This window comes from uncultured Paracoccus sp. (assembly GCF_947496875.1).
Classification (GTDB): domain Bacteria; phylum Pseudomonadota; class Alphaproteobacteria; order Rhodobacterales; family Rhodobacteraceae; genus Paracoccus.
Genome location: NZ_CANMEH010000017.1, coordinates 16,290 through 40,334, shown reverse-complemented (window position 1 = coordinate 40,334; position 24,045 = coordinate 16,290). Strand labels below are relative to the sequence as shown.

At 64.5% G+C, this 24,045-nt stretch carries 26 protein-coding genes; all 26 read right to left on the bottom strand.

Annotated elements, in window-relative coordinates; translation table 11 throughout:
- Positions 1-9 precede the first annotated feature (9 nt).
- Complete coding sequence (trbJ, locus tag Q0938_RS15465) at positions 10-792, bottom strand: P-type conjugative transfer protein TrbJ (RefSeq protein WP_252928271.1); 783 nt, start codon at positions 790-792, stop codon at positions 10-12.
- The gene (trbE, locus tag Q0938_RS15460) at positions 789-3,296 is read right to left on the bottom strand and encodes a conjugal transfer protein TrbE (protein ID WP_299364136.1); all 2,508 of its coding nucleotides are present in this window, start codon (positions 3,294-3,296) and stop codon (positions 789-791) included. Before trbE ends, trbJ begins: the two co-directional genes overlap by 4 nt.
- Positions 3,297-3,306: 10 nt before the next feature.
- Complete coding sequence (locus Q0938_RS15455) at positions 3,307-3,588, bottom strand: VirB3 family type IV secretion system protein (protein ID WP_035746452.1); 282 nt, start codon at positions 3,586-3,588, stop codon at positions 3,307-3,309.
- Positions 3,588-3,917 (bottom strand): TrbC/VirB2 family protein, encoded by a 330-nt coding sequence (locus Q0938_RS15450; protein ID WP_035746450.1) that lies wholly within the window; start codon positions 3,915-3,917, stop codon positions 3,588-3,590. Before Q0938_RS15450 ends, Q0938_RS15455 begins: the two co-directional genes overlap by 1 nt.
- The gene (trbB, locus tag Q0938_RS15445) at positions 3,914-4,912 is read right to left on the bottom strand and encodes a P-type conjugative transfer ATPase TrbB (RefSeq protein WP_035746447.1); all 999 of its coding nucleotides are present in this window, start codon (positions 4,910-4,912) and stop codon (positions 3,914-3,916) included. Before trbB ends, Q0938_RS15450 begins: the two co-directional genes overlap by 4 nt.
- A 404-nt stretch (positions 4,913-5,316) precedes the next feature.
- The gene (locus tag Q0938_RS15440) at positions 5,317-7,233 is read right to left on the bottom strand and encodes an ATP-dependent helicase (protein WP_035746445.1); all 1,917 of its coding nucleotides are present in this window, start codon (positions 7,231-7,233) and stop codon (positions 5,317-5,319) included.
- Positions 7,230-9,143 (bottom strand): AAA family ATPase, encoded by a 1,914-nt coding sequence (locus Q0938_RS15435; protein WP_299364120.1) that lies wholly within the window; start codon positions 9,141-9,143, stop codon positions 7,230-7,232. Before Q0938_RS15435 ends, Q0938_RS15440 begins: the two co-directional genes overlap by 4 nt.
- Before the next feature lie 279 nt (positions 9,144-9,422).
- The gene (locus Q0938_RS15430) at positions 9,423-9,866 is read right to left on the bottom strand and encodes a CopG family transcriptional regulator (RefSeq protein ID WP_299364118.1); all 444 of its coding nucleotides are present in this window, start codon (positions 9,864-9,866) and stop codon (positions 9,423-9,425) included.
- A gap of 4 nt (positions 9,867-9,870) precedes the next feature.
- On the bottom strand, positions 9,871-11,856 hold the full coding sequence (locus Q0938_RS15425) for a conjugal transfer protein TraG (RefSeq protein ID WP_299364116.1): 1,986 nt from the start codon (positions 11,854-11,856) through the stop codon (positions 9,871-9,873).
- Positions 11,857-11,881: 25 nt separating this feature from the next.
- On the bottom strand, positions 11,882-13,636 hold the full coding sequence (locus Q0938_RS15420) for a VirD2 family relaxase/mobilization nuclease (protein WP_299364113.1): 1,755 nt from the start codon (positions 13,634-13,636) through the stop codon (positions 11,882-11,884).
- Positions 13,637-13,879: 243 nt separating this feature from the next.
- Positions 13,880-14,644: a lytic transglycosylase domain-containing protein gene (locus tag Q0938_RS15415; protein WP_012092634.1), complete on the bottom strand. Its 765-nt coding sequence runs from the start codon at positions 14,642-14,644 to the stop codon at positions 13,880-13,882.
- Between the two features lie 2 nt (positions 14,645-14,646).
- Positions 14,647-14,982, bottom strand: coding sequence for a DUF736 domain-containing protein (locus tag Q0938_RS15410; RefSeq protein ID WP_012092633.1), 336 nt, complete (start codon positions 14,980-14,982; stop codon positions 14,647-14,649).
- 68 nt (positions 14,983-15,050) lie between these two features.
- Positions 15,051-15,596 carry a S26 family signal peptidase gene (locus Q0938_RS15405; protein ID WP_299364109.1) on the bottom strand — a complete coding sequence of 182 codons (546 nt, stop codon included), beginning with the start codon at positions 15,594-15,596 and terminating at the stop codon, positions 15,051-15,053.
- Positions 15,593-16,078, bottom strand: a complete 486-nt coding sequence (locus Q0938_RS15400; protein ID WP_299364108.1) for a DUF2840 domain-containing protein — start codon at positions 16,076-16,078, stop codon at positions 15,593-15,595. The genes Q0938_RS15405 and Q0938_RS15400 overlap by 4 nt, the downstream gene beginning before the upstream one ends.
- Positions 16,075-16,329, bottom strand: a complete 255-nt coding sequence (locus Q0938_RS15395) for a hypothetical protein (RefSeq protein WP_039194771.1) — start codon at positions 16,327-16,329, stop codon at positions 16,075-16,077. Before Q0938_RS15395 ends, Q0938_RS15400 begins: the two co-directional genes overlap by 4 nt.
- The gene (locus tag Q0938_RS15390) at positions 16,326-17,069 is read right to left on the bottom strand and encodes a site-specific DNA-methyltransferase (RefSeq protein WP_299364106.1); all 744 of its coding nucleotides are present in this window, start codon (positions 17,067-17,069) and stop codon (positions 16,326-16,328) included. Before Q0938_RS15390 ends, Q0938_RS15395 begins: the two co-directional genes overlap by 4 nt.
- A complete protein-coding gene (parA, locus tag Q0938_RS15385) occupies positions 17,066-17,719 on the bottom strand; it encodes a ParA family partition ATPase (protein WP_299364104.1) in 654 nt (217 codons plus the stop codon). Before parA ends, Q0938_RS15390 begins: the two co-directional genes overlap by 4 nt.
- Positions 17,716-18,891, bottom strand: coding sequence for a replication initiator protein A (locus tag Q0938_RS15380; RefSeq protein ID WP_299364101.1), 1,176 nt, complete (start codon positions 18,889-18,891; stop codon positions 17,716-17,718). Before Q0938_RS15380 ends, parA begins: the two co-directional genes overlap by 4 nt.
- Before the next feature lie 18 nt (positions 18,892-18,909).
- Positions 18,910-19,191 carry a helix-turn-helix domain-containing protein gene (locus Q0938_RS15375; protein ID WP_039194768.1) on the bottom strand — a complete coding sequence of 94 codons (282 nt, stop codon included), beginning with the start codon at positions 19,189-19,191 and terminating at the stop codon, positions 18,910-18,912.
- Between the two features lie 139 nt (positions 19,192-19,330).
- A complete protein-coding gene (locus Q0938_RS15370; RefSeq protein WP_299364095.1) occupies positions 19,331-19,840 on the bottom strand; it encodes a DUF2285 domain-containing protein in 510 nt (169 codons plus the stop codon).
- Entirely contained in the window at positions 19,794-20,102 is a 309-nt protein-coding gene (locus Q0938_RS15365) for a DUF6499 domain-containing protein (RefSeq protein WP_073469400.1), read from the bottom strand. Before Q0938_RS15365 ends, Q0938_RS15370 begins: the two co-directional genes overlap by 47 nt.
- A gap of 112 nt (positions 20,103-20,214) precedes the next feature.
- Positions 20,215-20,493 (bottom strand): DUF2285 domain-containing protein, encoded by a 279-nt coding sequence (locus Q0938_RS15360; RefSeq protein WP_299364088.1) that lies wholly within the window; start codon positions 20,491-20,493, stop codon positions 20,215-20,217.
- 93 nt (positions 20,494-20,586) lie between these two features.
- The gene (locus Q0938_RS15355) at positions 20,587-20,838 is read right to left on the bottom strand and encodes a helix-turn-helix transcriptional regulator (RefSeq protein ID WP_012092622.1); all 252 of its coding nucleotides are present in this window, start codon (positions 20,836-20,838) and stop codon (positions 20,587-20,589) included.
- 232 nt (positions 20,839-21,070) lie between these two features.
- Positions 21,071-21,472 carry a single-stranded DNA-binding protein gene (locus Q0938_RS15350; RefSeq protein WP_012092621.1) on the bottom strand — a complete coding sequence of 134 codons (402 nt, stop codon included), beginning with the start codon at positions 21,470-21,472 and terminating at the stop codon, positions 21,071-21,073.
- A 703-nt stretch (positions 21,473-22,175) separates the two neighbouring features.
- Positions 22,176-22,592 carry a hypothetical protein gene (locus tag Q0938_RS15345; RefSeq protein WP_039194765.1) on the bottom strand — a complete coding sequence of 139 codons (417 nt, stop codon included), beginning with the start codon at positions 22,590-22,592 and terminating at the stop codon, positions 22,176-22,178.
- Between the two features lie 160 nt (positions 22,593-22,752).
- A complete protein-coding gene (locus Q0938_RS15340; RefSeq protein WP_299364079.1) occupies positions 22,753-23,688 on the bottom strand; it encodes a DUF2493 domain-containing protein in 936 nt (311 codons plus the stop codon).
- Between the last annotated feature and the right edge of the window lie 357 nt (positions 23,689-24,045).

Below are 24,045 nucleotides of genomic sequence, written 5' to 3'. Positions count from 1 at the left end.
CTCCCCGGCTCAGTTGAACATCTGCGCGTTGCCGGGCTGGTAGCCCGAACCCGGGTTGAGGAACCGCTCGCGCTGGATGCGGCCCTGCTCGGCGGCGGTCGCGCGTTCGGCCTCCATGAGGGCCTCGGCCCGGCCATTGGCCGAGATGACCGCGATCAGGTCGGAAAGCTGCTGCGACTGGAGGGCGAGAAGCTGGTTGCCGGCCTGAGTGGCCTGAAGCGCGCCGGTCGCGCCCTGGCTTTCGCCGACGAGCGCGGACATCTCGGCCCGGTTGCTGTCGATGTTGCCGACAACGCCGGCCTGCACCCGCATGGCATCCTGGAGGCCCCCGACGGTATTCTCCCAGCGGGACCGGGCATCGGCAATGAGCTGCTGGTCGGTCGCGGTCAGGGACAGATTGCCGTAGTCCTGCTGGAACATCTGGTCGATGTTCTGCACATCGAAGGCGATGTTCTGGGCCTGACCGAGAAGCTGCTGAGTGCGCTGGACGTTCTGCTGAAGCTGCTGGAGCGACGAATACGGCAGGCTCGCGAGATTGCGGGCCTGGTTGATCAGCATCTGTGCCTCGTTCTGGAGCGAGGTGATCTGATTGTTGATCTGTTCCAGCGTGCGCGCGGCGGTCAGCAGGTTCTCGGCATGGTTGGTCGGGTCATAGACGATCCGGCCGAACCCGCCGAAGAAGGCATGGGCCGGTGTCGTGAACACCGGCGCCAGAGCCAGCGGCACGGAGAGCGCAAGCAAGAGCGTCGAGGCGCTGGCCATGCGGATGAACCGGGGAATTGCGCGCTTCATGGGGTAATCTCCTCTTCTTCCAGGATGATGCCGAATTCGTTTTCATCGACGACTGGCGGCAGGTGTTCGCTTTCGGTCGCGAGATTGGTGAGGTCCGGGATGAGATCGGCCGCCCAATCGACGCCGCGTACACGTAGCCAGGCGGCGAGAAACCCGTTGCTGCCATACTCGGCGAGGATGTCGCTGATCAGGGCCTGATCGGACTTGGCCGATGCCGCGCAAAGCGCCAGCCCGACTTCTGACAATCCGAGGTCGAACAGGCGGTTGCCGCGCCGCGACTGGCAGTAGTAGTCCCGCTTGGGCGTGGCCCGTGCGAGGATCTCGATCTGGCGATCGTTGAGGCCGAAGCGGCGATAGATCGCGGTGATCTGCGGCTCGATGGCGCGCTCATTTGGCAGCAGAAGCCGTGTCGGGCAGCTTTCGATGATCGCGGGTGCAATGGCCGAATTGTCGATGTCCGACAGCGACTGCGTGGCGAAGATGACGCTGGCGTTCTTTTTGCGCAGGGTCTTGAGCCATTCTCTGAGCTGGTCCGCGAACCCTTCGTCATCGAGCGCCAGCCAGCCCTCGTCGATAATCAGCATCGTCGGCCGGCCATCGAGCCGGTCGCCGATACGGTGGAACAGGTAAGAGAGGACGGCGGGCGCCGCGCCGGTGCCGACCAAGCCTTCGATCTCATATGCCTGCACATCCGACGAGCCGAGATGCTCGGCCTCCGCATCGAGCAGCCGACCATAGGGACCGCCGACGCAATAGGAGCGCAGCGCCTGTTTCAGGTCATTGGACTGAAGCAGCACGGCGAGGCCGGTGATGGTGCGTTCCCCGACCGGAGCCGAGGCAAGTGAGGTCAGCGCGGTCCAGAGATGTTCCTTCACCTCGGGCGTGATCTGGATGTTCTCGCGCATCAGGATCGCCACGATCCAGTCGGCGGCCCAGGCACGTTCGGATGTCTCGTGGATGCGGGCCAGCGGTTGCAACGAAACCGACGTCTCGGAAGCGTCGGTCAGTTCACCGCCGAGATCATGCCAGTCACCCTGCATCGCGAGTGCGGAGGCGCGGATGGAGCCGCCGAAATCGAAGGCGAAGACCTGTGAGCGCGCGTACCGACGGAACTGCAAGGCCATCAGCGCCAGCAGCACCGACTTGCCGGCGCCGGTCGGTCCGACGACAAGGGTATGGCCTACGTCGCCGACATGAAGGGACAGCCGGAACGGGGTCGATCCTTCGGTTCTGCCGTAAAGCAGCGGGGGTGCGCCGAAGTGATCGTCCCGTTCCGGCCCCGCCCACACAGCGGACGAAGGGACCATGTGGGCAAGGTTGAGCGTCGAGACCGGCGGCTGGCGGACATTGGCATAGGCATGTCCGGGCAGGCTGCCGAGCCAGGCGTCGACGGCATTGACCGTCTCGACCATGACGCTGAAATCGCGGGACTGGATGATTTTCTCGACCAGCCGCAGCTTTTCGCCGGCGCGGCGGGCGTCCTCGTCCCAGACGGTGACGGTCGCCGTGACATAGGCCATGCCGGCCATGTCGGCGCCGAGTTCCTGCAACGCCATATCCGCGTCGGCGGCCTTGTTCGCGGCATCGGTGTCCACGAGCGCGGATTGCTCGTTGGTCATCACCTCCTTGATGATCGCCGCGATGCTCTTGCGCTTGGCGAACCATTGCCGGCGGATTTTGGTCAGCAGCCGGGTCGCGTCGGTCTTGTCCATGAGGATGGCGCGGGTGGACCATCGGTAGGGAAAGGCCAGCCGGTTCATCTCGTCGAGGAGGCCGGGGGTGGTCGTGCCGGGAAAGCCGGTGATCGTCAGCACCCGGAGATGCGACAAGCCCAGGCGCGGCTCCAGCCCGCCGGTCAGCGGCTGATCGGCCAGCAGAGCGTCGAGATACATCGGCACTTCCGGCACGCGGACGCGATGCCGATTGGTCGAGATGGTGGAATGGAGGTAGGTCAGCGTGCCGGCGTCATCGAGCCAGCTACATTCCGGCATGAAGCCGTCGAGCAGCGCCAGCACGCGGTCGGTGCGGTCGATGAAGCCGCGCACCAGCTCCCACGGGTTCACGCCCGAGGTCTCGCGGCCCTCGTAAAGCCAGGACTCCGATCGTGCGGCATCTTCGGCGGGCGGGAGCCAGAGGAAGGTCAGGAAGTAACCGGAGACGAAATGGCTGCCCTCTTCCTCGAAATCGGCCTTGCGCTCGGCATCGACCAATGCCGAGGCGGGATCGGGGAAGCGGTCCGCAGGATAGGTTGCGGCCTCCGAACGCTGTGCTTCCACGAAAATGGCCCAGCCAGAGCCGAGACGGCGGAAGGCGTTGTTCAGCCGTCCCGCGACCGCAACCAGTTCGGCCGCGACGGCGGAATCCAGATCGGGGCCACGAAACTTCGCCGTCCGCTGAAACGAGCCATCCTTGTTGAGGACAACTCCCTCCCCGACCAGCGCCACCCAGGGCAGATAATCGGCCAGGCGGGAAGCGGTGCGGCGGTATTCTGCGAGATTCATCATGGATCAAACCTCACACCGAGAGATGGCCGGGGATGCGCAGATGGCGGCGCGCGACCTCGACGAAGAGCGGATCGCGCTTGGCGGCCCAGACGGCGGCGATGTGACCGACCGCCCAGATCAGGATGCCGGCGAGCCAGAGCTGGAGGCCGAGGCCGACTGCCCCGGCCAGCGTGCCGTTCAGGATCGCGACGGATCGCGGCGCCCCACCGAGCAGGATCGGCTCGGTCAGGGCGCGGTGGACCGGGACAGCGAAGCCCGGCACCGCGTCGAGCGCCTCGAAACTCACGGCCATCAGACCAGCGCTCCGCCGCCGAAGCTGAAGAACGAGAGGAAGAAGGAGCTGGCGGCGAAGGCGATGGAGATGCCGAAGACGATCTGGATCAGTCGCCTGAAGCCGCCGCCGGTGTCGCCGAAAGCCAACGTCAGGCCTGTGACGATGATGATAATCACCGCCACGATTTTCGCCACCGGCCCTTCGACGGATTCGAGGATGGATTGCAACGGCGCTTCCCAGGGCATCGAAGAGCCGGAGGCAAAGGCCGGGGATGTCATCAGGCTCACCCAGGCGAAGGCGGCGGCGGTTGCGATATGGTGACGGATGCGGAAGGCGCGACGGATCATGCAGGTTCTCCAGTGTTGCGAGTGGTGCCGGGTTCTGAAAAGGCGGGGAAAATCCGGTAGTCGCCGTCGGGACCGAGACCATCGACGCGGGCGAGTTCGACAAGCCGCCGTGCGGAACCGCGACCGGCAAGGACGGCCACGAGGTCGATGGTTTCGGCGATCATGGCGCGCGGGACGGTGACGACGGCTTCCTGGATCAATTGTTCGAGGCGGCGAAGCGCGCCGATGCCGGAACCGGCATGGATGGTGCCGATCCCTCCGGGGTGCCCGGTGCCCCAGGCTTTGAGGAGATCGAGCGCCTCGGCGCCACGCACCTCACCGATCGGAATACGGTCGGGACGCAGCCGCAGCGAGGAACGGACCAGATCGGACAGAGTGGCAACGCCATCCTTGGTCCGCATGGCGACAAGGTTGGGTGCCGCGCATTGCAGCTCGCGGGTGTCCTCGATGATGACGACGCGATCCTGCGTCTTGGCCACCTCGGCCAGCAGCGCATTGGTCAGCGTGGTCTTGCCGGTGGACGTGCCACCGGCGACGAGGATGTTCGCACGCGACTGGACGGCGGCGCGGAGCGTTTCCGCTTGACCGGCGGACATGATGCCGGCCGCCACGTAGTCGTCGAGTGTGAAGACCGTGACGGCGGGCTTGCGGATGGCGAAGGCGGGTGCGGCGACGACCGGCGGCAGCAGGCCCTCGAAGCGCTCGCCGGTCTCCGGCAGTTCGGCCGAGACGCGGGGGCTGCGGGCATGCACTTCCACACCGACATGGTGGGCGACCAGCCGCACGATGCGCTCACCATCGGCAGCCGACAGTATCTCGCCCGTATCGGCCAGTCCCTCGGACAGCCGGTCCACCCAGATCCGGCCATCGGGGTTCAGCATGACCTCGACGACCGACGGGTCTTGCAGCAGGGCTGAGATGGCAGGCCCGAGCGCCGTTCGGAGCATGCGCGCGCCGCGGTCCACCGTTGCCTGATTGTGGTTGATGCCTGCCATCTCGTCCCCGTTCCACCGGGGAGGCGAGAGTTCCCCGGATGGGGATGACTAAAAGAGACCCCAAAGCGGCCGTTTCAACAAGTTTCGACCGTCGTAGTAGTGTGGCGTGCAAATACAGGAGAATGGCGGTGATGCTACTCAGGGCCAAGGCGGCGCGGCGCGGGGGAGTCGCTCAACACAAGCCGGCTGATTCGATGAACATTGCGACCTTGCGGACCAAGTTGCCGTTCGCTGCTGAGGCGCGGTAATCGGCTGCACTGCAGCAAGCTCGACCAGCAGGGGCGAAAAGGCGGGCTTTCGCTGCTTCTGCGCCGGAGGCGTGGTGCAATGACGGGAGCGGACATTCGTGGGTTCGTCATCAGTGTCCAGCAGGCCAACCACTTGGTGCTGGACTGATCAGAGCTTCATTGCGCTGGTTGATCGGGCAACACGAAACCCATCTCGCGTAGAAAACGTGACGGTTGCTTGTTCCATCCCCGATAGTTGTCTGCATAGGAGAGGCAGAGCCACTCTCGCGCACGCGTGATAGCCACGAAGCAGTTGCGCCGCTCCTCTTCCATTTCAGCGCTGTTCTCGCCCGCCTTCAGGCTTTGAAAGCTCGGCAAGATGTCCTCCGCCAGTCCGACCACATAAACATGATCGAACTCCTTCCCCTTGGCGCCGTGGATCGTCATAAGGGTCACGGTATTGCTGCCGACTGGGGCTTCCTTTGAGCGGATGGCCAGTTCCTGGAGAAACTGTTCAAGTGGCGCATCGCGGCCGATGGTTTTGCCGATACTTCTCACAAGATCGGACCAAGCCGCCCGGTCTTCTGCAATGTCACTGGCTTCATCGTCCTGCGCCGGGATCATGGCGAGGACTGCGTCAACAAACTGCCTGAACCGCGCGGGCTCCTTTGCGAAGGTTGCAGCTACATCGACGAGAGCGTTGCCATTGACATCATCACCCAGTCCGGCTTTGACCGCTACCGCCCATTCATCGAGCAGGGAGCGTTCCGTCAATTCGGTGGCGGTGATGATGAGATCGACACGGGCGTCAGTGCCAAACCAACGATTGAAAGCGCCGGTCAGGGTTTCCAGCGCACGCCGATCAAGCGGGCGCAGCGCTTGGCGAAGTACGGCAGTGAGCCACAGGAACTGAGGTGATCGGAAATCATCGCGGCGCTGAGAAATGACCGCACTGACCTGCTTCTGCGTCAGCGCGGATTGAAGCTTTTCTAGCATGTAGCGCGTACGGGCCAGTACCGCGACTTCACCCCATCGAGCGCGGTCGATTTTGGCGATGCCTTCCGCAATCGACGCGGCTTCCACCTCGTCGGTGGAATAGCGTAGGACGCGGATGTGCTGTTCATCGCGATATTTCAGCGAGGTCTTGCCCGCCTCCAGCGGCTGCTTGGCGGCCGTGCGTTGCAGATTATGGACCACAAGATGGTTCGCGGCGGCAACAATTGCGGGCGGACAACGGTAGTTTGTGGGAAGCTGCAGTTCCTGCGGGGAAAAGTCGGCTCGGAACCGCTGGATCTGTTGGTAGCTCGCGCCGTTCCACTGGTAGATGATCTGGTCATCGTCGGCGACGGCGAAGACATTCCTGAAATCCTTGCCGGCGAGCGCGCGGATTAGTCGGTACTGCCCATCGGTAGTGTCCTGAAACTCGTCGAACATCCAGTAGGCATAGGTCTTGCGATAGCGTCCGGCGATGCCGGGGAAGTCTGTGACAAGGCGATAGGCCTGGGCGATGAGCGAACCAAAATCTAGGGCATTGGCTTGGGTGAGCGCCGCCTCGTATGCGGTGTATACCTGCTCCACCCGTGCGCCATCGGACGGATCACGAAAGTATCGGGCCGAGCCTGTCGGTTGGATAAGCTGCGACTTAAGCTTGTCAATGGTAGACAGAAGCCGAACGTCGTTTTGGCTCAGGCCCGCCTGTTTGATCGCGTCGCGCAAAATTTCCTGGCGATCGACGTCGAGCGAGTAGATTGCAAAATCAGGGTTGATGCCAATGTGGGAGCCGTGCTGCTGCAGCATCTGCATGCAGAAGGAGTGAAAGGTCCCGATCAGAGCGCGCCGTTCCTGTTCAGGTACCAATGCAGTGACGCGCGCGGACATTTCGTCAGCCGCCTTGTTGGTGAAGGTCAGAGCCAGCACGCGGAACGAACGATCGGGCGTATCGGCAAGCAGCTTGGCCACCCGCGTCGTCAGGACGCGGGTCTTGCCGGAGCCGGGGCCGGCGAGAACGAACATCGGGCCATCGCGCCAAGCGACAGCGATACTTTGTGCTTCGGTCAGTTCTGACAATGCCACGTTGAGGGCGGTATCGGTCATGTTAGGCCTCTCAATGCCAAGATTGCATTGCGGAATGATGCAGGCATGCGCTGCGCCAGCGCCGGGTTCTCGGCGCACTGTTTTGCGAGGACGGCTGCGTAGCCGCTCTTGTCGTTCTCGAGTGCCGCAATCAATGTCGCATCGTCAAAATCCGCTGCTCCTACGTTTCCAAAAGAGACAAGAATTGCTTTCAGTTCGTTTTGCAGTCCATCTGCTATGAGCTGCTGTTCGAGATAACCGGCCGGCAACGAGAAGGTGCGGCGAGCCATTTCCTCGGCGGAAAACTTTCGTGCGGTGATCCTGGCGATGTAGCCGAGCCCGGCGGCATCTCCATCGACGACGGCAAGCCAAGGATAACCGAGCGCTCTTGCAAGTACCGCAAATATCTCGGGGCTGCCATTGTTCTGGAAATCGATGACGGCGACGCCGTGTTCATCAAGGTCGTAGCCAAGGCCCTTGGCGATGCCATGAACCAGATGGTAATCGGACGGGCCCTCCACGAGAAGCCAGCGGCGTGCGAAGAATATTTCGCCACGGATCCGCCGAGCAAATGTCTCCAGTTGCTCCAGTTCCGCGTCCGAGACGAACTCCTGCGATGCATCGGATGCCTTACGCAGCGCGGCGTGGATGGTCTGTGTGTCAGGGCGTCCGCCGTAGGCGATGAGGAGATCGCGATACTGGTTTTGGGGCAGAGCGCCGGACAGCACGAGTTCGTTGAGACCGCGGTCATAAGTGATGAGGCCGGCGGAGGCTGCGATGATGGCGTCAATCTGGGGAACATGCGGGACGGGCGCGCGGAATTGACGGGGGAGAGAGCTTACAGTTGTGCCGTTGGCCTCGACACGGACGACGCGGATATCGCGGAACGGAACGTGCTGTAGGAAGTACGGCGAATGTGTCGTTACGATCTTCTGGCCTGGGAGCTCAGTGATATGACGCCAAAGGCTGCGGGCCGCCTGAGGATGGAGATGTGTCTCCGGCTCCTCAAGAGCCAGGACAGCTGTGCTTTCGGGCCGGTACAGATCGCTCAGGATCAGCTCAACGAAGGCTTTGAAGAGGAACATGACGGAAAGGCTCTGCACGCCTTGACCGTGCCGCGCCAACGGTAGCCACGGTTTGCCGCCCTCCGTCTGATAGATGACCTCCGCCTTCGAGAGGATATCCCATGTATTGAGGGGCAGCAGCCGCAAGTCCGCCTGGCCTGGGACGTCGGTGGCGGCGACGCGGCTGATATGGGAAAGACCGTTGGCAAGATTGGCCAGAAGCGGATCAGCGTCGAGCAAGCGTCGATTCAGAAGGTCGAAGATCCGCTTTGATTTCTGCTCGAGAGGTTCAGGGATTTGCACCGTCCGGAGCAACTTGCCCCAGAACTGGCTCCTTGAGGAAAACTCGTCCGTGACGTCGCGGAGCGCCTCAAGGTAGAAGACGGGCAGAAACTGGAAGAACTCCTGGAGATTGACGGCGCGAGCGCCGCGCCCGGCGAGTGGGTTCCTTTCGACGTTCAGGAATTCCCATCGTGGCACGAAACTCTCTTCGGTCGCCCCCCATGAGCAGCTGACGCGCATGATTATTGACGCGCGGCCGGTCACTGGATCGAGTTGGATGATGTCTTCGAGTTCGCCGTGGAGGTCCTCGGGCCACTCGTTGGTGACAGCCTCCTGGAACTCGACCTCGATAACGACGGGATCGCCGACTTTTGGATCTGGCCTACCGTCGCACAGATGCACATCATACTCAGTGAATCCGGTTCCGCGCTGTCCCCACCGTCTGGTAAGCGCGATGCGGATCGCTTCCAGTATCGCCGACTTTCCGGCGTTGTTGGTTCCTATAAGGACTGTAACCGCGCCAAACTGAATGTCTGCCTCTTTGATAGAGCGAAAGTTTGATATTTTAAGTCTACTTATTTCCACTGCTGAACATCCCTCCCGCCCTTGGCCAACGATACCGAGCGAACAGCGTTTTGCACAGCTTGAACCGCAAGTATCCGCCGAAGGCCGCCGCCGTGTCTTACTGATTGGGTGGATTTCCGTTCGGCAAGAGTGCGGTGTCCGCTTTCGGACATGTCGCCAGGCAGGATCGACAGCGCTCGAATGTCTACTTTGGGCCGGGTCTTCTTCCGCATCCGTGAGGGGCTGCGCCATACCGCAGTCTGCCTGAATGTCGCTGATGGGCTCGAAATGGTATACCAATCAGTGTGTCCCCGCACCCTGTTCTGATCCGGCCACATCCTCCGAGATTTCCTGCCGGAGCTTCGGCCCCTGCGCAAGACGACGACCAAGGGCCGTGATGAACGCCTCGTATCGCTCCGCCGACTTGGCCTTGGCCGCCTTCGCTGCTGGCTCGGGCAAGGCCGGCGTTGTCGTGACCCAGAACCGAATGAACACCGCCAGGCTCTCGACGGCGATGCCGACATCACGCTCCAGCCGCGTCATGCGGCGGTCGAGCTGGTCGAGGCGCTTGGCGACAACCGCTTCCCGTCGCTCGGCATCGTCCGGCGACAGGAACGACGCGATGGCGGCTTCGGCGATCATGGATTGCGAGCGATCCCGGCGCGCGGCGAAGTCCGCCAGCGCCGCCTCAATGTCGGGGTCCAGATAGATCGTGGTCTTTTTCTTCTTTCGGCGATTGGTCATGGCGCTACAGCTCCATGCCGTCGTTCGGGTCCATGGCGACCTGCCGGGCAATCCCCTGAACCTGGCGGATCATGCGTCGGTTCCGGGCAATATCTTCGTCCACGTCATCGGACAGATCGGGCTCGAACTCGTTCTCGATGGGCTTTTTCTTCTCCACCGGCTTCACGCGGCTGAGTTCGGGCTGCAACCGGCGCTCCGACTCGGTCGGATCTTCATCATCTGCCATGTGGTCCTCGTCATCCTCGGCAGGCCCGGGTCGCGCGGGGATCGGTAGCGTGGTCCAGTCGTCGGGGCGCGTTCCCTCGGGGCGCTTCAATTCGGGCGGGGAAAGAACCCGCTCCCGGAATCGGGCATCCTCAAAGTAGCGCGCCTTTGTCGCCCGGATCGGCGGGATGCCCGCCACCATGACGATCTCTTCATCGGGTGGAAGCTGCATGATCTCGCCTGGCGTCAGCAATTGCCGCGCGGTTTCCGAGCGTGAGACCATGAGATGCCCCAGCCAGGGCGACAGCCGGTGCCCGGCGTAGTTCTTCATCGCCTTCATCTCGGTGGCGGTCCCCAGCGCGTCGGAAACACGCTTGGCGGTGCGCTCGTCGTTCGTGGCGAAACTCACGCGGACATGGCAGTTGTCGAGGATCGAGTTGTTCGGCCCATAGGCTTTCTCGATCTGGTTCAGCGACTGCGCGATCAGGAAGCTCTTGAGGCCATAGCCGGCCATGAAGGCCAGCGCCGTCTCGAAAAAGTCCAGTCGCCCGAGCGCCGGAAACTCGTCGAGCATCAAGAGCAGCCGATGCCGCCCGGCATTCGCCTGCAGATCCTCGGTCAGGCGACGGCCGACCTGGTTCAGCAGCAAACGCATCAGGGGCTTGGTTCGGTTGATGTCGGATGGCGGCACCACGAGATAGAGCGTGGTTGGCTGATCACCGGCCACAATATCGCTGATCCGCCAGTCGGAGCGGCGCGTAACCTCGGCCACGACAGGATCGCGATAGAGGCCGAGAAACGACATCGCCGTCGACAACACGCCCGACCGCTCGTTCTCGGACTTGTTGCGCAGCTCGCGCGCCGCACTGGCCACGACCGGATGCGGCCCCGCCTCACCCAGATGCGCGGTTGTCATCATGGCGCGCAGGGTGGAGTCCACCGGACGCTTGGGATCGGACAGGAACCTGGCCACGCCAGCCAGCGTCTTGTCGGGTTCGGCATAGAGAACATGCAGGATCGCGCCGACAAGGAGTGAATGGGAGGTCTTTTCCCAGTGGTTTCGCTTGTCCAGCGAACCCTCCGGGTCAACGAGGATGTCGGCGATGTTCTGCACGTCCCTCACCTCCCACTCGCCGCGACGCACTTCGAGCAGCGGATTGTAGGCGGATGATTTCGGGTTCGTCGGATCGAACAGCAGCACGCGGCCATGACGTGCCCGGAAACCGGAGGTGAGCTGCCAGTTCTCGCCCTTGATGTCGTGGACGATGGCCGAGCCCGGCCAGGTCAGCAGCGTCGGCACCACCAGGCCGACGCCCTTGCCCGAACGGGTCGGCGCGAAACACAGCACATGCTCGGGGCCATCATGCCGCAGATACTCGTGGTCATATCGGCCGAGGACCACGCCATCGGGGTCGAGCAGGCCGGCGGCCTTGACCTCTGGCTTTTCCGCCCATCGTGCCGAGCCATAGGTGGCGACGCCCTTCGCCTCGCGCGCCCGCCAGACCGACATGCCGATGGCGACCGCAATGGCGATGAAGCCGCCCGAGGCTGCGATGATCCCGCCCTTGGCAAAGATCGGTGGCGCATAGGCTTCGTAGAAATACCACCACCAGAAGATCGCCGGCGGGTAGTAGATCGGCGTCCCGAACAGCTCAAACCAGGGCGGGCCGAGTTGGGCCTGATAGCCGAGGCTCCAGGCGACATATTGCGTCGCGCCCCAGGTGGTGGCGAGGATGATAAGGAAGACGATACTGATCTGTCCCCAGAGAATTTTGGTGGCGGACATGGGCAGAGATCCTTTCCAGTTGAGGTCAGAGGCCGAGGCTGCGCTTGCGCCCAAAATCCCAATCGATGCCGCCATCGTCGCGGGCAACGCCGGAGACACGACGGCCGATCTGCTTTTCCAGCGAGGGCGACCAGGGCACGAGCTGGAAGCCGAGGCCCCCGTCGGGTCCGGGACCCTCGATCATGGCGAAACGGCCGGAGGCGAGCGCGAAGCGCTGACGATAGGAACCGGCGACATATTCGCCACTGGCGGCGCGCTCGAAGGACATGCCGGTCTCAGCTGTGAGCTTCTCGGCAAGGCTGTCGAGTTCGCGCCGGCGCAGCGTGCTGAGCAGCCGGCGCGCAAAGACCACGCGCCCGCCCTGTAGTTCGGCATAGCCCTCGCCAATCAGATGTTCCGCGCGGTCATCCAGAGCCTGACGGACCTCGGCGCCGAAGCCGCTGTTCGAGAGCGCAACCGGATCGCGGGCGATGGCCTGCCGGTCGAGCCAGGTCGCACCCGAGGCGCCGATCTGCGCGCCGAGATCGAGATCGGAGCGGACGGCAAGCGCGACACGGCGCGCGCCTTGCGCATCCTCATAAGCGCGCAGCTCGACAATCGAGCCGGGCGGGCTGTCGCCGGCGGCATCCAGATACGGCAGCCTGATGTGATGGCTGCGGCCGTCGACACCATCGACCACGGCATAGGCGCTGCCCTTCAACTCGTCATCGAGACCGCGCTCGACCAGGCGGCCGATAATGGGAACGTCCAGGCTTTCACCGGCGAGGACATAGCTGGCCGAACCGCGCTCGATGCCGCGTTCGGTCAGGGCACGGTGCATGCGCTTGATGATGTCGCCGCGCTCACCCATCTCGCGCAGGACCGCTTCGGCCTCGGGCTTGATGAACCATTGCGAATGGCCGATCTGCCCGGCGACGCCAAGAACTTCGAGGGTGCGCAGCCGACCAACCTTCAGCGCATGGAACTCATCCTGCGGGTGATCAGCGAGCGGGGCGAGATCGACGATACCGGATTTGCCGGCGTCACGGACAAGCTGCCGGTCGAGCTGTGTCCAGCGTTCCGCCTCGATCTGGGCCTCAAGGCTGCGGCGGATATCGAGATCGGTGCACGGCCCCAGCTCCAGGGTGATGAGATCGCGCGCCCGGTCCCGCATCCCCTCCTTGATGTAGTCGCGGGAAATCACGAGATCCTGCCCGTCATCGCGAACGCCGCGCACGATCAGATGGACATGCGGATGCGCCGTGTTCCAGTGATCGACCGCCACCCAGTCGAGGCGCGTGCCGAGATCCTTTTCCATCTGCCCGACAAGATCGTCGGTGAAGGATCGCAGGTCAGACATGTCTGGCGCGTCGTCGGGCGAGACGATGAACCGGAAATGATGCCGGTCATCACCGCAGCGCTCCGCGAAGGCGCGACCATCGGCGTCCTCGGTTCCCGGCCCGAACAGCCTTGCCTTCTCTCCGTCTCGGGTCACGCCGTCACGGCGCAGATAATCGAGATGCACCCCAAGCGGCGCCGACGACGCCATGTGGCGAACGACGCGCGCCTTGACGACAGCGCCGCGTGTGCGGGAGGTGATGAGGCGGTTGGCTTGAACGCTGGCGCGCTGGCCGCGCCCGAAGCGGGAGCGATTACCGGAGGTGACGCGACCGGATCGCGAGACGCCGCCTCCGGCCTTCTTCGCGGCGGCAAGTGCCTGCGCGATGAAGGGCCGGGTCTGCTGCGCGCGGGTCGAGCGGATGCGCCCCGGACGGATGCGAAACTCGTGCTCATCGGACATGGCACATCCCCGCACGGTGCAAAACTGAGAAGAAAATCAGGAAGATGGACGCGAAGCACACGGTGCGCGATAGCGCTGCACGGTGCGAAACGCGCCAGAAACATGAACAAAAACAACCGCCCGCCTGAGCCGCACCGTGCGCGCTTTTATCCTGCCATCTTTCGGTCGTGGTGCCTGCCGCCACCCTCTGCGCCCTCCATGACACGCCAGCGCCCGATGGGATGCGAATTGCGGTGCCGCTGCTCATGGCCGGTCCCCACCGGCATCGCGGGCGACGAACAGCCCCTCCGACTGCAAGGCGGTGAGTGCGTCCGGTGCCGCCGGGACGAGCGAAGGGGCATCGTCCGGCGTTCGGTCGGGGGACGCGGGATCGGCAGCGGAAGCGCCGATTTCACGCGCGACGAAGAGCGCCGCCTCGCGCCAGTCGGGCGGCGGAGCGACCGTCGAGCCGCTGCCGGAAGGCCGCTCGCCGAGCAGGATCGGCGTCAAAGCAGCGACATAGGCGCGCGTCTCGGCAGGCAGCGGACGAGCCGTCGCGCGGTATTCATCGTAGCGACCGGGACCGGCATTGTAGGCCGCGAGCATCGCGGCGACATTGCCGTAGCGATCCCACATCTCGCGTAGGTAGGCGGTGCCCGCGAGGATGTTGTCGCGCGGCTCGAAGGGGTCGCGGCCGAGAGCATGGCGGATGCGCAGCTCCGCCCAAGTCGAGGGCATGACCTGCATCAGCCCCATCGCGCCGGCAGACGATATGGCGTGCATATTGCCCGCGCTTTCGACCTGCATCACGGCGATGATCCATGCCGCCGGGATGCCGAACCGCTGCGAAGCCTCTTCGATATGGGCGCCGTGCGGATGCACGGCGACGGCACGACCCATCACGGCGATCTGCGCCAGGCCGGGCAGCGGGGCAATGGCTGTGACGAACAGGCCGGAAAGAAGAAGGAGGAGGATGCGGCGGCGGGCGCCACATCTCCCCGAGGCGGGACGGATGCAGGACGTGACCATGATCACTCCTGCTCGTCGCGCTTCTTTTGGCGGGTCCAGTGCAAGCCCCAGTCGCGGCCGTCTTCGTCCGACTGGAACAGGCGGGCGCGGATCGGCTGCTGGAAAACTGGATCGTCGAGAAGCACGGAGACGAACGGTCCCGCGCGCTCGCCGGAATGTTTCCAGCCTGCGCCGACCTCCGGCCCATACTCATCGCCGAGATGGATGCGATAGGCAGGCGCCTTGTCGGCGTCCGCATTTTCCGACGGCGTGAAGGTCAGCTCGACGTCCAGCGAGAGCGTGCGGAGTCGCCCGGAATAGCCGGACGGGGTGCGGGTAAACTGGCCGATCTGTGCCATGGAAGGCTCCTTTCCTATGCGGTGGAGAAGATGCGGGACGGCTCAACCGCCCCGCTATGGACGCGCCGTCACCGCATCGGCGCGCGCCAGACAAAGCGGCCATCGCCGTCCTCGTCGGTGAAAAGCGGGATCGCGTGGCCGATCACCGCCGAGGCGGGGAACGGGCCGAAATAGCGGCCGTCGAGGCTGTCGCCGACGTCCGGGTTCATCAGGAACACTTCGCCCTCGGCGATGACGCGACAGCCCTGCCAGACCGGCAGGTCTCGGCCGAAGCTGTCGTGGTCGCGCGCCTCGCCGAGCGGAACGCCGTCGACGATAATGGCGCGGCCATCGCGGCACAGGCGCTGTCCGGGCAGGCCGAGAACGTGCTTCAGAAGCGGCACGTCGCGTGCGACGTAGCCGCGCTCGACCATAAACGAGGCGAAGGGTTCGGGTGGGATGACGGCGACCAGATCGGGCACCGCGATCCGGTCGTCGGGTGCGACAGTATAGAACCCGATCGGCACGCTGGCCGATGCGTTCCAGACCAGCCTTGGCGCAGTCGGAACGAATCCGGCAAAGGCGATCCCGAGCGTGGCAACCGTCGTCACCATGACATAGCGAAAGCGCGTCATGGGGCGATCTCCCGCCGCCAGAGCCATGCCTGATGACGCTCCGCGGTGTAGGGACGCGGCGCTTCGCCTGCGTTTATCCAGTGGGAGACGTGCCGCCAATGATCGGGATCGACTTGGGCCGGATCGACACCTATGGCCTCGATCCCGTCGACATGGCGAAGGACAGCCTCGACCTTCGGCCAGCCTTCGATCTTCAGCAGGATTTCGCCGCCTGGACGGACGAAGGGCAGCGTCTGATAGGACTGGCCCGGCGCAACCGCGCGCAGGATGTCGAGGCGCGAAATGATCGTGCCGTGGTCGTTCGCCGCCCAGCGGACGAACGCAAACACCGTGCCGGGATGGAAGAATACAACACGCCGGTTGCGATCGAGGATCTGCTCACCAGTCGCATGGCCGAATCTGATCCAGTATTCGGTCCTGCCTTCCACCCGGGTCAGTTCCGCGCGGGTCAGATCGCCGTCATGGGCGTCGATGCCGATCATGGGCGGTCTCCCCCTATGTCGGGAAACTCGCGCGCCAGCAGGTCGCGCAGCATGTCGGCGACGGTGATGCCGCGCTGGAAGGCCGCGATCTTGATGCGGCCGCGCAGCGCCGGCGTGATGTCCACAGTCAGCCGCGCCGAATAGGCGTCGGCGGTATCCGTGCGCTTTGGCGGCGCGTCGCCCGCCTTGATCCAGCTATCGGGATCGGCCGGGCGCGTAGCGAAGCTGCGCTTCTCGGTGCGCGCCGTCATGACGAAATTCCGTCATGGAATGGCAGCACGGTGGCGATGCGCGCCCGCGCGCACTCGGCCATGTCGGGGTCGATCTCGCAGCCGAGATAGCGCCGGCCGGAAAGCCGGCAGGCTTCCCCGGCCGCGCCGGAACCGGCGAACCAGTCGCCGACCAGGCCGCCTTCGGGGCAGCTCGTGCGGATCAGGATCTCCAGGAGCGCCGACGGCTTTTCGGTCGGATGGATGGCGCGGCCGTGGCAGTTGCGCAGGTAGATGACCGAGCGCATGAGGCGCGGCCCGCCGTCATGGCTGACATAATGGCCGGCGTCGATCTGGCCGGTATGGGGCGGGCGCTGCTTGCGCCGCACCGTGCGGGCCGTCGCGTCGGGCGTGGTCTGGACGTCGTTGTAGATGTCACGCCAAGCGGTCTCGGCGGGATAGAACTGGACGGCCAGTTCATGCACCCGCTTGAAGCGGTCGGCATGAAAGCCGGTGCCGTTCTGCTTTTCCCAGACGATCTCCTGCGCGATCCGCAAGCCGGCGTCAGTGAAGCGGTCGGCGGTGGCCATGAAGCTGCGCAGCGAACCGAAGACCCACAGCGAGCCGGTCGGCTTGAGGGCGGTGCGCGCCAGCGCGACCCAGCCCTCGACGCGCCGATCCCAGGCGAGCGAGGTGTCGCCATAGGGCGGATCGGCGAGGATCATGTCGTAGGGTGCGTGCCAGGGCATTTCTTCGCGGCAGTCGCCGGTAAGGATCGTCATGCCGATACCCTCCCGATCCCCAGCAGGCCGATCTCGGCGGCCAGGGCGGCAATCTCGCGCGCGGCGGGTGATCGGCGCCCGATCTCGCGGACGAGCCGCCCGGTCTGCGCGGTGTCGGCGAAGACGACGCGCTGGCCGATGGCGCTGGTGAGCACGGGAGGATCGTGGTCCGCCAGCGTCTCGGCGGTCTCGCGGGCGATGACCGTGCGGGCACCGCAGCGGTTGAGCACGAAGCGGGCAACGAGCTGGGGCCGGTAGATGCGCGCCTCCGCCAGGAGGGCGAGCATCTCCGCCGAAGCCCAGCCGTCGAACGGCGATGGCTGCACCGGGATCAGCACGAGATCGGCGGCGAGCAGCGCGGAGCGCATGAGGCCGGCGACGCGCGGTGGCCCGTCGATGACGATGCGATCGACATCGCGGGCGAGTTCGGGCGCTTCGCGATGCAGCGTGTCGCGGGCCAGGCCAACGGTGCCGAAGGCGCGTGGCAGGCCCTCACGCGCGCGTTGTTGCGACCAGTCGAGGGCGGAGCCTTGCGGATCGGCGTCGATCAGGGTGACGCGCTTGCCACCCTGAGCCAGTTCACCGGCAAGATGCAGCGCCAGCGTCGTCTTGCCGACACCGCCCTTCTGGTTGAGGAGCGCGATGATCATTTGCACCCCCCCGGCAGATCGAGAGGCAGGCGGGGTCTTTCTGCAGATTCAGGAGCCTCGGTTGCGCCTCGATCAGATGCCGGTCGAGGCGATGCCGGGGCGTCGGATGCCCTCTTCTTAGCGGCTCTACCAAGGCTTCTGGCGGTGTCGCGGATGAGGTTTTCCACATCGCGCGCGCGCTCTTCAAAGTTAGACTCTTTGTTAGACTCTAAGTTAAGGGCGCGATTTCCTGAATGGGTTCCGGGTGTTAAGCCCGGTTTCGGTTCCTGATAGCACGAGCCTCCGGTTCCCGATAGCACGATAGTCCGGGTTCCTGATAGCACGAGGCCATCCACAGGTTTTCCACAGGGCGCGACCGGCTCGAAGGCCAGCAGCATCCGCCCGCCAACCTCAGCTTCGAGAAACAGCGAATAGCCCGGCAGAGGCTGGCGCCGGATGATGTCGCGCAGCTCGAAGGCGAAGCGCTTGAACGGCGACAGGCTGCCGGATTTCTGGTGAAGGTGACGGAAATCGAACCGCCAGCCATCGCGCTGGCGGCCGCCGTGCTTGCGCACCAGGCGGTAGAGCCAGCGGTCGAGGCCGCCGGTGAGATCGAAATAGGTCCGGTCGATGGTCAGCACGAGCGCATCGTCGAGGACGGCTTGGTAGAACCAGTCCGGCACGATCATCTCGATGCCGTCGGGTCGGCCGTTGCGGTCGGTGCGCTCCTGCCATTCGTTGATCCACGAGAAACGATGACGGCGGCCTTCGGTCGGCTGGCGGATCGAGGTGGAAATCGTGGTCGATTGCAGCCGGTCGAGCGCCGCCTTCAGCCGCTGGTAGTCGCGAAGCGACGTGCCGCGCCCGACATAGGTGAGAACCTCATAGGGCGTGGCGGCCATCAGCCGGGAGGTGCGAAGCCCGGCATCGCGGGCTTCGACGATCTGGCTCGCGGCCCAGATCAGGATGTCGGCGTCCCAGATCGTGGCCATGCCATGATCGGGAACCGCCTCGACCCGGATGGTCACGCTGCCGGCAGCGAAGTCGATGGGCGCGATGCGCTTCGACTTGGCGAGGGAGAAGAAGGGATAGGCCATGAGATCCTGCGCGTCTCGTGGCGCGAAGTCGCCGGGGAGCGCCCGGAACAGGTCGAGCTGCCCGCGCTCAGAAAGGGATCGGCGTCGCACCGTCATGAAGGGAACCGGCTGCGATCAGCGGGCGTAACGACCGGCCTGCGGGCCGGACGGAAGCGACTGACGCTTGGCGGGCAGCACTGAGCCACGCGGATCGGAGGTGGAGGTCACCGCGCCGCGCTCGGTCCAGGCCTCGAGATCGTCGATGGCATAGACCACACGGCCGCCGAGCTTGCGATAGGCAGGCCCGGTTCCGTAGGTGCGGTGCTTTTCGAGGGTCCGGGCCGAGAGGCTGAGAAAGGTCGCGGCCTCCTTGGTCCGTAGAAAACGCGGCGGCAGGACGACGGGTTCATGTGGCATGATCGGGCCTCCGTGGGGTTGCAAGCGGCCGCTGCGGATCAGCGGCGGGCAATGACCACGGTGGCGCAGGAAGAGCGGCGAGTTGCAGGGCGAAGTTGGGGGGTATCGAAATCGCCCACCATCAGGGCAAAGGATCGCGTTATCGTGGGCGGCGATGACGAAGGAGTTTCCGATAACCGCCGGCGACCATGGAACGGGCGTCGCGCAGGAGTGCCTTGATGGCATGACGGGCCGAGGACGCCTGCCATTCGTCCCGCTCAAGCCGGCCGGTGTTCAGAAGAACCCGCGCGATCTCCTGCTGCGTGACGCCGGCCCGATGGCCATCGAAGGCCCGCAGCATCCGTCGGAGGCGTGCGCGTTGCTGGCGTGTCAGGCGCGTATCCGGCGGGATCGCGCGACCATGCAGGGCCGAAAGGAAGCGTTGAATGGCCTCGATCCGGTCGAAACCGGCGAGGCTGAGAGGGACGATGGCGACCGCGATCGCGTCCCCCTTGATGGCACCGTCGAAAATCTGGAGCTTCTGCCCGTTGCCGAGCGGAAAGTGAAACTCCGCACCTGCATTCTCGACCGCGTAGTCGATGCGGCAGTTCTGCGGAGTGACGTCAGCGCTGTCGCCAAGTTCCGAAGGGACCCCGGTCAGCACCACCACACTTGTGTCCTCCGCCGGGAGCCAAAAGACCGGCGCATCGGGTGGCGGGACCAACGGATCGACAGGGAAATCGCAACCCCCATCGCTGCCGGATCCGTTCGGTCAGCGGTTGGGGGTCTCCATGGTCGGCAATTGAGGCTTCAAAATCTGCGTCATAATCGTCATTGCGGCGCAGCCATTCCCAGGCCAGATCGGATGCCGTCAGTTCATCCAGATGGTCGTATTGCGCCGACGAACGCCAAGTCGATGCGTCAGGGGTCATCGCGGCCTCCCGGGTCTACTCAAACGAATTGAGAAGGGTCAGGATTCCCGCACGCGTTGAATTGAGGAAGTCAGGCGATGGTCAACAGGTGATGCGCGGCACGCATCACGCGTCAGGAATTGCGCTGGCTTTCGCGGACCAGCTCGCGGTAGCCGTGTTCGGTCATCCAGTGCGCGCGGGCGAGGTGAGCGTCATGGATGGACCGGCAATGCTTGGGGTCATGTTCGGGATCGAGGCCAAAGAGAACCTGCACAGCTTCGCGCCAATCGGCGCCATCACGCTCGGCATCGAGCAGGCGCATGTAGAGTTTCATATGCTCGCGATCATAGGACGTCAGCGTCTGGCTGGACGGTGGCTTGTCGAGGAAAGTCTGTGTCGGGCGTCCCATCATTCGCTCATGTTTGGGTAACGTATTTGTTAACCATCTTCGGCGGAAGACAGCCATTCCTTTTGACGAGAACCTGACATCACGCTGTCCGCTGTTTCACCGTTTGTCGGTGTTGACCGTATCGTGTTGCAGCAACACGCCCTCGCCCTTATCCGTCGACAAGAAAACGATCCCGGCCGCTTCGAGAGCGCGGCGCACCTGGTCGCGGGTGGACTCGAACACCTCGAGCCCGCTTTGGGATTCGAGGCGTTTGAGTGCGGTCAATGCGACCTGGGCCTTGTCGGCGAGCGTCTCCTGTGTCCATCCCAGTAACGCGCGCGCAGCCCGAGATTGGCGAGCGGTGATCATACATGATCACCTCCCACCGGGATACGCACGCACTCCAGAACTACGGCTATAATAGTCGTTCTCGCTGTGAGCACCAGCCGAAATTCAGGTGCAATTATCAAGGATAGAGAGACGACGCTCCCGTCCATGCCCGTCTGATTCGGTCGCTGGACCTTGCCAGAAGCGGCGGGCGCGATCCGGTGAAGCAGGAGGGAAACCCGGCGGCTTGCGCCGCCGGGCCTCGGGTTCCCGATCAGAACGGAATGTCATCGTCGTCGATGAACTTGCCGTCGTCGTTCTGGGTCTGCTTCGCCCGGCTCAGGAAATCGACCGTCTCGGCGATGATCTCGCAGCCGTAGCGATCGACCCCGGCAGCATCGGTCCATTTCGTGTAGTGGATGCGGCCGCGAACCAGAACCTTCATGCCCTTGTCGCAATGCTGCTGGACCGTCTTGCCGAGGCCGTTGAAGCAGGTGATGCGGTGCCATTCGGTGTCCTGGACCCGATAGCCGTTCTCGTCGCGCAGGACGCGGCCTTCCGAATAGCGGGGGCGCGAGGTGGCCAGGGTGAAGTGGGTGATGCCGGTGCCGCCCTGGGTGGTGCGGGTTTCGGGAGCCTGGCCGATGTTGCCGGCGAGGATGACGATGTTCTGCATTGTAGGTCTCCGTTGCTCCTCGGAGGGACCGTCCCTCCGACGAGACCCGGCCAAGGCCGTCGGAAGACTCCTGCAACTGCCGCCCTTGCTGCAGCTTGCCCCCAAGGCCCCAGGTGGGGCGGGCAGCCGCGTTTGCGCGGCAACACGGCTGGGAGCCGCGGGGGTTGCTGGTGGAAGCCGAACGGACTTAGGGGATCAGTCAGGCGGAGGGATGGTGCTTTCGAAAGCAGATCGGGGACGCACAGCAGAACCATCGTCCTTGCTGGCGACAGCGACCAGGCAGGCCCCCATGCGAACCGAGACCACCGGCATGGCACTCCTTCAACCGTCTTTGCCGGTCACCGTCGTGTCCGCCGCCGGAAGGCCATGTCATCCGCGATGTGATCGGACAGGCTATCGGGTTCTCAGGTCCGGTATGTCGCCGCCCTGCTTCATCGGCCAAAGGCTCGGTCCCTCAGCATCGTGAAGGGACAAGGAAGGTGTTCGCGAAGGCCCCACGAAACGACGTGGACCGATGCAGCGGGGCATCGACCGCACGGGACCACGGTTCGCACCGCAGACCATTTCAAGCGCCGCGAGAAGCAGACCGGGTGCGATGGTGACATGCTGCGACGAACTGCTTTTCCGTCTTGGGCGAAACGACCGGGGCTCGGCGGCGCAAGCTGCCGGCCTTCCTCAGAAGTGGCTGATCGCGTCTGCCGTTTCAGCGCGAGAACACCGACTCGCCGAGGGCGTTCAGATTGACGATGGCCGAGATGCCGATGACGAGACCGCCCATGCCGCCGAACAGGTTGAGAACCAGCCCCGAGTCGATGGCGTTCTTGGTGATGCCATAGACAAGGGCATAGCCGGCGATGACGGCGGGCACGGCGAAGAGAGCGAGCGCAATGAGCCGCAGGGCCGGGTTCTTCGCGAAGCCAAGAGTCACGATCACAAGCGCGATCGAGAGCACGGCGGCGCCGATGGCCATGAGGCCGGACATCACGACCCCGGCGCCCGCGCCCCAGGCATATTGCGCGGCCGTGATGGCTGCCATGACGGGCAAGGCATAGATCGCGAGATTCCAGGCGATCACGCAGGCCGCGATGGTGAGCGAGATGGCGAGCAGGATCAGCGTCATGGAAACCTCCAGAGAACGGTTGGGGATCACGACAGGCTGCCGGGAGATGCGCTCCGCCTGCGACTATGCTGCTTCGCCGGTTCTGCAAGGATGTTCCATCAAAGGCGCGGCCTTGCATCTTGTCAAGTATCGGCGGCCGAAAGCCGCCAGGCGGCGGCGCTTACGCGCCGCCGTCGAACTTCATGACCGGGATGCCGAGCTTGCGGGCCTTGTCGGCGAGATTCTCCTGAATCCCGGTGCCGGGGAAGACGAGGACGCCGACCGGCAGCACGTCCAGCATGGCATCGTTTCGCTTGAACGGCGCCGCCTTGGCGTGCTTGGTCCAGTCGGGCCGGAAGGCGACCTGGGGCACCTTGCGGTGATCTGCCCAACGGGAAGCGATCAGTTCGGCTCCCTTCGGCGACCCGCCGTGCAGCAGCACCATCTCGGGGTGCTTGGCATGGACCTGATCGAGCTTCGCCCAGATCAGGCGGTGATCGTTGAAGTCCGCGCCGCCAGTCACGGCAACCTTCGGGCCGGCGGGCAGCATCACCTCGGTCTCGGCCCGGCGCTTCGCGGCAAGGAAGTCGCGGCTGTCGATCATCGCGGCGGTCAGGTTGCGATGGTTGACCATCGAGCCGCTGCGCGGCCGCCAGGCACTGCCGGTGTGGTGCTCGAAAGCCTCGGCCGCGAGGTCGCGGAAGAGTTCCATGCTGGCGCGCCGTTCGATCAGGGCCTGCCCCTCGGCCGTGAGGCGTTCGAGTTCGACCGACTTGACCTCGCTGCCGTCCTGTTCCCGCTGAAGCCGGCGCTGCGCCTGCTCGTTGTCGTCGAGATCGCGCTCCACCCGGCCGGTGGCGCGGTGGAAGAGATTGACGGTCCCCCAGAGCAGCTCTTCGAGGTCGGGCTCTAAGCGGGTGTCGCCGAGCGTCGCGACGAGGGCGTCGAAGATGTCGGTGACGGCGGCGGCGACGGTGTTGCCCTCGGGCAGCGGCCTCGGATCGGGTTCGTCCTGGAACGGGCGCCAGCCGTAGAGCTGGAGTTCGGTGAGGGTGTGATCGGTCTGGGAGGAGGTGTGGACCGGCTCGTCGCCTGCGGAATAGGTTTCGTTCGTCATCGGGAGCGTCCTTCGTCTGGAGACCGCGCCCATCGCGGCCTTCGCAGGCGTCGAAGCGCACGGGCGGGACGGGTTGGCAGCCCTCGCCCGCTCCGCGAGGGCCTCGATGGCCGGGGTGGGCTATTTTGACTTTCGCGATGCAAAGGCGGGGCCAGAGACGGGGTCCCCACGCGACCTGTCGCGTGGGGTGGCTCCCCGCCGGCGGAAAATAGTCCAAACCCGGCCATTGCCTGCCCGGCCCGTTTGTGCGCCGATCGCCCTCTCCGAAGGCCGTGGGCGCGGGACTCTCCGACGATGGATGCACCTGCCGATGGCGAAAGACTGAAACCGGCAGAGGATGACGCTGGGCCGCGCCTC